The 8699-nt window shown below is 59.6% G+C and carries 4 protein-coding genes and 2 pseudogenes; 4 read left to right on the top strand and 2 right to left on the bottom strand.

What is annotated here, in order from left to right; all coding sequences use genetic code 11:
* Positions 1-760 precede the first annotated feature (760 nt).
* The 3 genes and pseudogenes from EOA19_RS21920 to EOA19_RS35355 all read left to right on the top strand — a co-directional run bounded on the left by EOA19_RS21920 (position 761) and on the right by EOA19_RS35355 (position 5574).
* The gene (locus tag EOA19_RS21920) at positions 761-4294 is read left to right on the top strand and encodes an autotransporter domain-containing protein (protein ID WP_082826570.1); all 3534 of its coding nucleotides are present in this window, start codon (positions 761-763) and stop codon (positions 4292-4294) included.
* Positions 4295-4537: 243 nt separating this feature from the next.
* Positions 4538-5221 (top strand): annotated as a pseudogene (locus EOA19_RS35980) (integrase); the annotation flags it as partial.
* A gap of 116 nt (positions 5222-5337) precedes the next feature.
* Positions 5338-5574: a hypothetical protein gene (locus EOA19_RS35355; protein ID WP_063169293.1), complete on the top strand. Its 237-nt coding sequence runs from the start codon at positions 5338-5340 to the stop codon at positions 5572-5574.
* A 161-nt stretch (positions 5575-5735) separates the two neighbouring features.
* Here EOA19_RS35355 and EOA19_RS21905 read toward each other — a convergent pair.
* Positions 5736-5936: pseudogene (locus EOA19_RS21905) on the bottom strand (SMC-Scp complex subunit ScpB); the annotation flags it as partial.
* Between the two features lie 93 nt (positions 5937-6029).
* Positions 6030-6290 carry a hypothetical protein gene (locus EOA19_RS21900; protein ID WP_095769041.1) on the bottom strand — a complete coding sequence of 87 codons (261 nt, stop codon included), beginning with the start codon at positions 6288-6290 and terminating at the stop codon, positions 6030-6032.
* A gap of 217 nt (positions 6291-6507) precedes the next feature.
* Here EOA19_RS21900 and EOA19_RS21895 point away from each other — a divergent pair, with 217 nt between their 5' ends.
* Positions 6508-8670 (top strand): prolyl oligopeptidase family serine peptidase, encoded by a 2163-nt coding sequence (locus tag EOA19_RS21895; RefSeq protein ID WP_082826571.1) that lies wholly within the window; start codon positions 6508-6510, stop codon positions 8668-8670.
* The last annotated feature ends 29 nt before the right edge of the window (positions 8671-8699 follow it).

Genomic DNA, 8699 nt, shown 5'->3' with positions numbered 1-8699 from the left:
GCATCTTCCGCCCATGCCAGCAGCTACGCCGCCAGAGCGTCATCCGCAGCCTGCTTGATCAGCCATTCGATGTGATTTGACCACATCTGCAACACCTCGCGCTTCTCCTTGACGTTGCTATAGAGATCGTAGATTTCGCCAATGTCTCCGGTGCGGGCTCACAGCCCGTCCATATAGCCGCCAGTCTGCTGCCTTCGAGTGGCCCATGTTGGCCGCGGCCAGGAAGTGGCGACGATTGAAAGGACAAAATCAGTTGCCGAAACTCATCGCAGGTGACGGTCTGGTGGCAATTTGGGCACATCTTGTGTCTCGTCGCCAGTAAACACGGATGCCCGGCAGGAGCTGAGCTCGCTGCCGGCGGAAATCGTAGAGCGCCAGCGACGCATTCTGATCTTTCGTCAGGCAGTCGACCGCCTTGGCATACGCCTCGGCCTCCATCTCGATCGACCTGAACCGGTATCTTGTGCGCCATCCGGACGATCTGGGAAAGCTTGGCCGGGCCGGCGCCTTCCCAGGCGCACGGGAAGCGCGACGACCCATGTGGACCTTGGATTTCACTCCGCACTTACGCTGCTTTGGCCTTGTCAGCAGCCTGAGCATAAAGCGTGCTCAGCTTTCAGGCCGAGCACTCATCCATTGTTGACAGCACCTGTCGTCATTCAGGATCGCCCCATTCTCGCAGGCCGCTTGCAGCTTTCAGGCTGTTGTCAGCCAGGGCCGCCATAAAGGGTCTCGTTAAACAATTCAGGAGGCCGTTCCAATGAACAATCAGTTTGCGAGACTTTTTCGAGGACCAGGTATGCAGGCTTGTTTCAGGACAAAGAACTTTCTGGCGGCAACCACCGCGATGACGACGGTATTCCTGCCGGCTGTGTCTCTCGGGGTGGGTCTGGTAGCATTTCCAACTGGAGAAGCGTTGGCCGACGACCCGATTTCGATCCCGCTGGAGTATGTCGGGGAAGGCCATGACCGCCTGGGCATCTGGGCCAAGATCAACAATGGCAACGCGCAGCGATACGTATTCGACACGGGCTCGGACCAGCTCAACACGCAGATCGGGTCAGAGGTGACCGGGGTCCGCCCGATTGCCGACACGCCTTACGTATATACGTACGGGGACGGAACGTATGGTAATAAGCTTCAGAACGTGGAAATTGATAAATTTACATATGTCGATCCAGATCAAAAGATAACAATCGACGGGCCGTCTGTAAGCGATAAGAAATACCGGGCTGCTCGCATTCTCGATTTTGTCTATACCCATGCGTATTGCAAGGACAACAATCTTAAGTGCACGCCGGGATCCGTGACGGATGGACTTAAAGATATGTATGGTCAGGATCTCCAAGAACCTTATCACGCCGATAAGGAGCAGCGGGCGAAAATGACCGCTGGCAAGATGGCAGACGAAGGCGGCGATTTCGCAGGTACATTCGGGGCCGGCGATTTTCTTGGCAAGACAAGTGTCTGGGGCATGATGGGCAGTGTCACCAGGTCTGGCTACGTGGTCTCCGCCAATGTGAATCCGGATTCCGAGAGCGACCAAACGCCTGGCTGTTCCCCCTGCACGATTGTCAACCTCAATCCAAGCCTCCGGGCCCAATATACTAATGCCATGCCATGGGGAGAACCCGAGGAAAAAGATCAGGATTCTTATCAGAATTTTCCTGGCTCTGGCGCCAATGCCTCGACCGAATACGAAGGCAGCTACAATCTGCAGTACACGGTTAAGGATGGAGCCCCACCAATCACCGACCCCAACAAGACCGCGGTATTGCTCGACACCGGCACACCGGGCGGTGGCAGTCTGGAGATCAGTGATGCGATGCTGAAGCAATTTCAGGATGCGGGCGTCAAACTTAAAAATGTTCGGAGAAATGAGCAACGCGAGATCGTAAGCGCATCGGGCAACATCCCGAGCGTTACAATCGCAGGAACGGATGGCGATCCGGTAAGGCTGGACAATATCGACTTCACCTACACCAGCGGCACGACGGAACAACCCAATGACCAGACCAGTTTTGTTGCCGGTCTTGACTTCTTCAAAAACAGATCGGTCATTTTCGATCTGGAGAAGAAGTATACCGCTTATACGTCACATTTCGTCACTGCCAGCAACTTCTCTACCGATTCATCCGCACCCGAAGGGACCGGTCTGAGCAGGATCACGACGAGCATGGGGAATGAGGGCGGGTTCGGCATAGCGGGTGTCGTCTCCGGCTCCGGATCGCTGACGCTTGATACAAAGACGGTGGTCCGGATGACGAATGTCAACACCTACACCGGCGAGACGAATATTGCTCAGGATGCCTATCTCTCGCTTGCGGGGCTCGGCAACATCCAACGGTCAGCGAAAGTCGTTGCAGACGGCACGTTCGATATCTCCGAACATGGAAATGGCAGCGACTATTGGGGAATCTCCGACGCCTACAACGATGCCCGTATTCGTAGCCTGAGTGGCAGCGGAACGGTCGAACTGGGCAAGCGTACCCTGGTGCTAACGGATTCGAACGACACGTTCGCCGGCAGCATCAACGACCTCGACGTTGATAACAATAATATGGGCGGCAAACTATTCGTTGCCGGTGGCGTGCAAACGCTGAGCGGAAAGAACAATTTTTCCGGCATGACGACGGTCGGTTCCGGCGCGGGATTGCTGCTTGCCGATACAGGTGTGCTTTCCCATGATGCGACCACGTCCGGCTTTCTCGGGAATGACGGGCAGATCGGGGGCACGGCTATCGCAAACAGCGGCGGTGTCGTCGCAGGCGGCGGCACCTACGGTGCGGTCACCATTTCCGAGGGCGGCACGGTCGCTCCTGGCAGTGCGACCGATCCGAGCAGGATCGTCACCACACTGACTGTCACGGGCGATTTCGCGCAGCAGTCCGGATCGATCTATCAGGTCGACCTCGCAAGGTCGTCCGATCTCATCGATGTTGGCGGAGCAGCGGCGATCGACAGCGGCGCGCAGATCGAGCTGCTGCGGCAGGGAACGCTATCGGTCGATGCCCGATATACTCTGCTCTCCGCAGCAGGCGGCGTAAGCGGCACCTATGGCGGGCTGACGGGGGCTCTGGCGACAGACGCGACGCCCTTCGTCGATTTCCAGCTCGTCTACGATGCCAACAATGTCTATCTCGATATCAGCCGCACATCGACGGCGTTTGCCGATGTAGCCAGCACCTTCAATCAACGCTCGGTCGCCGCAGCGGCTCAGGCGCTTGGAAGCGGTAATCCGATCCAGGACAACATCCTGTTCCTGACGGCGCCGGAAGCCCGCAACGCTTTCGATATGCTATCAGGCGAGGTTCATGCTTCCATTCATAGCGGCCTCATCGAGGACAGTCATTCTGTACGCGATGCCGCGAGCGAACGGATCCGTGCGGCGTTCGACGGCGTCGGTGCCTCCAGCGTTCCGGTGATGACTTATGGGCTGGGTGGTCTGGAACTGGCCCCGGCAACGAGTGAGAATTTCGCCGTATGGGGCCGTGGCTTCGGCGCCTGGGGTCATCTCGACAGCGACGGCAATGCCGCCGGTCTCGATCACTCGACAGGCGGCTTTCTGGCTGGCGGTGACGCGGCTGTCGGCGAAAGCTGGCGGCTCGGCCTCATCAGCGGCTACAGCCATACCTCCTTGGAGGCGGACGATCGCGCGTCGTCGGGCTCGAGCGAGAATTACCATCTCGGTCTTTTTGCCGGCACGCAGAACGGCAATCTCGGTTTTCGTTCCGGCCTTGCCTATACCTGGCACAGCATCGAGACCGGCAGGTCCGTGGTCTTTCCAGGCTTCGCCGACAGCCTTTCGGCCGATTACGACGCCGGCACGTTCCAGGCCTTTGGCGAGCTCGGCTACCGTATCAATACGGCTTCGGCTTCCTTCGAGCCCTACGCTAATCTCGCTTATGTGAATTTTGACGCCGATGGCTTCACCGAGAATGGCGGCGCAGCCGCCTTGTCGAGCGGGGATCGCTCGAGCGACACGGCGTTTACCACGCTAGGTCTGCGTGCGTCGACGGTACTGACCCTCGGCACCGTGACTGCTACCGCGCGCGGCGGTCTTGGCTGGCGCCACGCCTTCGGCGACGTCAGGCCGGATACCGCTCTTGCCTTTGCTGGCGGTTCCTCCTTCGCCATCAAGGGCGTGCCGATCGCAAAGAACGCAGCTCTGCTCGAAGCTGGGCTTGACGTAAACATCACCGAGAACGCGACGTTCGGCATCGCCTATCAGGGACAGATCGCCTCGGATGCCCAGACACACGGGTTCAGCGCCAAGCTCGGCGTCCGTTTCTAAATCACCCGCAAAAGAGATTGGTTATGAAGTCAGTGAGTGCATTTTCTTTTACCGTCGTTCTCGGCTCAGCGACGGTGATGTCTGTGTCCGCCGCGCGAACGGACGATGCCTGCTACAACAAGGCACAAAGCCTATGATGACGCAATGTTCAATCGACGACCTGAAGCCAGTCGATGGCGAGCTTGACAAGCTCTACAAGGAGATGGAGACCCGGCTCAAAGAGTCCCGGCGCATGTCCAGGAACTGGTCGAGACCGCGAGGGGCTACAACGCCACCTCGGAGAACACGCGCGACGCCTACCCCAAGGATTGGCGGCATTTTTCCTCCTGGTGCCGGCGCGCTGGCTTCGATCCCCTGCCTCCGGGCTCGAAGGTGATCAGGCTCAATATCAGCGCCTGTGCCTCGGGCACCGCCGCCGGCGATCCGAAGCGTGGCGCCCCTGCCCTTTAGTTTGCGACCATCGAGCGGCGGCTTTCCGGCCTCGCCTGGAACTTTACCCAGCGCGGCCGGCCGTTGGACCGCGCGGAGCGGCATATCTATAAGGTTCTTGCCGGCATTCGCCGCAAGCACGCAAAGCCACCGCGGCAGAAAGAGGCGGTCCTGGCGACGATCTGCTGGCGATGATCGCCACGCTCGGCCACGACCTCAGGGCCTGCGCGACCGCGCTATTTTGCTCCTGGGCTGTGGCGGCGGCCTGCGGCGCTCCGAGATCGTCGGTCTCGACGTCATGCGCGACGACAACAGCGATGGCGCCAGCTGGATCGAGATTTTTGACGGCAAGGGCTGCTGGTCACCCTGCGCGGCAAGACCGGCTGGCGCGAGGTCGAGGTCGGCCGCGGCTCCAGCGACCACACCTACCCCGTAGTCGCGCTCGAGAGCTGGATCCGCTTTGGCCGCATCGCACGTGGACCCCTGTTCCGCCGCATCTTGTCGATCAGGTCGATATAATACGAAAAAGCCGCCGCCATTCGGGACGGGCGTCGGCTATCATGTCCAGCCATTATGCGGCGAGCGGATAGCTTTCGCCGGACCAGGCAGAGAACTTGGCGGCAAAAGCCTTCATCTCGTCGACCGCGAATGTGGTGCGCGGTTGCGAACTCGACTTGCTGGGCGAGAGGGACCTCGCCGAGAAAGGCGCTGACATGAGCGGGATGCTGCTTGGCCAAATCGAGATCCGCAAAGCAATCGGCCAGCGCCGCGTCGTCCAGCTGTACGCTGCAGGGCGCGTTCACGTCGTCAAGACGGATGCCAAATGCTTGCTCATAATGGCCGCAAGGTAATCGTTTCGGGTCGGAGACACAAGTTGCCGCCTCCTTCGCCGTAGAGTGGCCCGATACAATCACGATCGATATTGCCACCTCTTATCGATAGTGATCGCATAGTTCCCTGATTCGACTCTCAACCGCTCATATCAAGCGATTACTTCCATGTATCTGCTGCGCTAGCCCGTCCTGGCCTTGGAGTGTCGCTCCTCACCTCCTCCACCACTCACCAGCCCGATGGGAGTATCGCCCGCCAGCAGCTTCTCCTTGCTGAGCAGCGCGGCAACCTCAATCGCCTCGAAATCGGGCAAATCCCGCAGTGTGTCGAGGCCGAAGTGCAACAGGAAGGTCTTGGTCGTGACGTAGGTGTAAGGCGTGCCAAATTCAGCGGGCAGGCAGACGTTGACCCACAACAATCAAGGGGACGGTGCAGGCCAAGATTGCGGCAGGGCTTGGGCCCCCCACCCTTCTCCTCAGAACTCCGCTGCTTCCAGCTGGCGGCTGAAACTCACAGGCGCAGCCAGCTTGGTCTCTAACAGCATCGATCGCATCATGGTGTCTGCCATGAATCCGTGTGCGTGAAGCGCTCCAGAGCGAAGATGTTGGGCGTCAACCAGGTTCACTCCAATGAGCTTCACTTCTCGAGTTCTGCACAGTGTCCACGACTGGCGCCGGAGGTTGATCCGGTGATTAGGAGGAGCACTCGTTGTCGGATTCTCGACGATGTCGGACATGTGACACAACGCTTCCAGAGCGATCGCATTGTTCCGAAACGATTTTCCCAGTTGGCACGAAGGTTGCGGCCCTATGCGCAAAAGCACTGCGATGCCGCACCGACTGGAAGAACTCATCAATGATCACGCTTTTCGAACATGTGGGCGCCGCTACCGACACTGAGCGTTCCCGAGCCGACGGAAGCCTCTATCCCTTCTTTCTGAAGGCTGTCCGGACATGAACGCATTTGATGTCCGTCCAACGCTTGATGCTCCCGACGACGATCCCTATGTCTGGCTTGAAGATGTAGAGGGCGAGCGGGCACTTGCCTGGGCCGCCGGCCAATCGGCAAGGACTCTGAAGCACTTCGGTGGAACGCAGTTCGAGCGCGACCGCGCGGCTCTGACAGCCATTTTCGACAATCGCGACAATCTTCCCCTGATCGCGCGCCGTAGTCAGTACCTCTACAATTACTGGCGAGATGACGGTAATCCACGCGGACTGTGGCGCCGGACCACCCTTGCCGCCTACATGAAGGCGGATCCCCAATGGGAGCTACTGCTCGATCTGGATGCTCTCGCGGCTAGCGACGGAGAGGACTGGATCTGGGACGGCGCGTCCATCGAGCCGGAGAGACGGGAAAGAGCCGTTCTGCGCCTGTCGCGCGGCGGCAGCGACGCGGTCGTGCATCGCGAATTCGACCTGATTTCTCTGAGCTTTGTCGCCGACGGCTTCAACCTCCCCGAGGCCAAAGGCTACGTTAATTGGCTGGACCCTGACACGCTTCTGCTTTCCAGTGCGCTTGGTAATGGCATGGCCACCCGCTCCGGCTATGCGCGCACAGTTCGACTGTGGAAGCGTGACGCGGATCCCCTCACCACGCCGGCAATCTTCGAGGCCGGGTTCGAAAGCTTCCAAGTGTCTGGTCATTCGGACCGCACCGGCCGCAGCGAGCGCCTTTGGTTCATCGAGCAGCCGGCCTTCTTCGAGAAGATCAGCTGGATCGGCGATAGGAGCGGGCCGAGGAGGCAGATCGATCTTCCTCGCGACGCGTCGTGGCGGGTCTTCGGCGACTGGCTGGCGGTAAGGCCGCGCAAGCCCTGGACGGTGGGAGGCACCACCCATCCCGCCGACGCGCTGATCGTCATCTCGCTTTCCACTTTCCTCGCCGGCGGACGCCGTTTTGAGACCCTGTTTCAACCAGGGGAAAGGCGCTCCATGCAGTCATTCTTCTGGAATGACGGGAAGCTCATTATCTCTTACCTCGTCAATCTCGCACCGCGTTTCGAGATGTTCACTCCCGGCCACCAGGAATGGACGCGCCGAGTCCTGAACACCCTGCCCGCCGAAGGTACTGTCGACGTCTGGTCATTCGATGCGGCAGTTCACGAGACCAATGGAGAGGTCCTGATCTGTGCTCAGGATCCGATCACGCCGCCGCAGCTCTTGCTGTTCGATCTGAATGCCGCGCCGTCTCTCAGCGCTTCAGCAATCCTGAAGCGCAGCCCGGAGAATTTCGATGCATCCGGACTGGTGGTCACGCGCCACGAGGCAGTCTCTATCGATCATGAGCTGATCCCCTATACGCAGGTTGGTCCGGCGAACGGGAACGGAGATGCTCCGATTCACCTTTCCGCTTATGGCGGGTTCGGCGTATCATTCCTGCCCTACTACAACTCCCCGCTGGGCAAGCTGTGGCTCGAGCGCGGTGGCACGTGTGTCGAGGCGAACATCCGCGGCGGCGGCGAGTTCGGCACCCGCTGGCACGAAGCCGGGCGCAGGGAGGGCAAGCGTCTCGCCCACGACGATTTCGCCGCCGTTGCCTCCGACCTCGTGCGAAGGGGCATCACCCTGCCGAGGCGGATTGCCGCCGAGGGTGGCTCAAATGGCGGCCTGCTGATCGCAAACATGCTGACCCGCTATCCTGAGCATTTCGGGGCTCTGTTCTGCACAGCACCGCTTATCGACATGCGTCGCTACACCAAGCTCTTGGCGGGCGCGAGCTGGATCGACGAATATGGCGATCCGGACAAGGTTCACGATTGGGCTTTCCTGAAGGAAATCTCCGCCTATCACGCCGCAGCGCCGGGACAGCCCTATCCGCCTATCCTGATCGCCACCACGAAACGCGACGACCGCGTCCATCCGGGCCATGCGCGCAAGATGGCCGCAAAACTGCAGGCTCTTGGCTATCCCGCTTACTTCTACGAGGCCAGCGCAGGCGGGCACGGCTGCGGCGAGGACAATCGGGAGCAAGCCGCATTCATCAGTCTAGGCACCAATTTTCTCCGCAGCGCAATCGGCTTCAACGATCACCCTCCGGAGACGGCGGAACGCGTTGCAACGCAAGAGGGGCATTTGAGGTCCATCAACAATTCATTCGAGCAGGAGACGAAATAGTGCAGTGCATCCTTTCTGAACATCAAGGA

This window comes from Mesorhizobium sp. M7A.F.Ca.US.010.02.1.1, assembly GCF_004023085.1.
In the GTDB taxonomy this organism is placed as follows: domain Bacteria; phylum Pseudomonadota; class Alphaproteobacteria; order Rhizobiales; family Rhizobiaceae; genus Mesorhizobium.
Note: the sequence above shows the minus strand (reverse complement) of the source record. Positions and strands in the feature narration are given on the sequence as shown.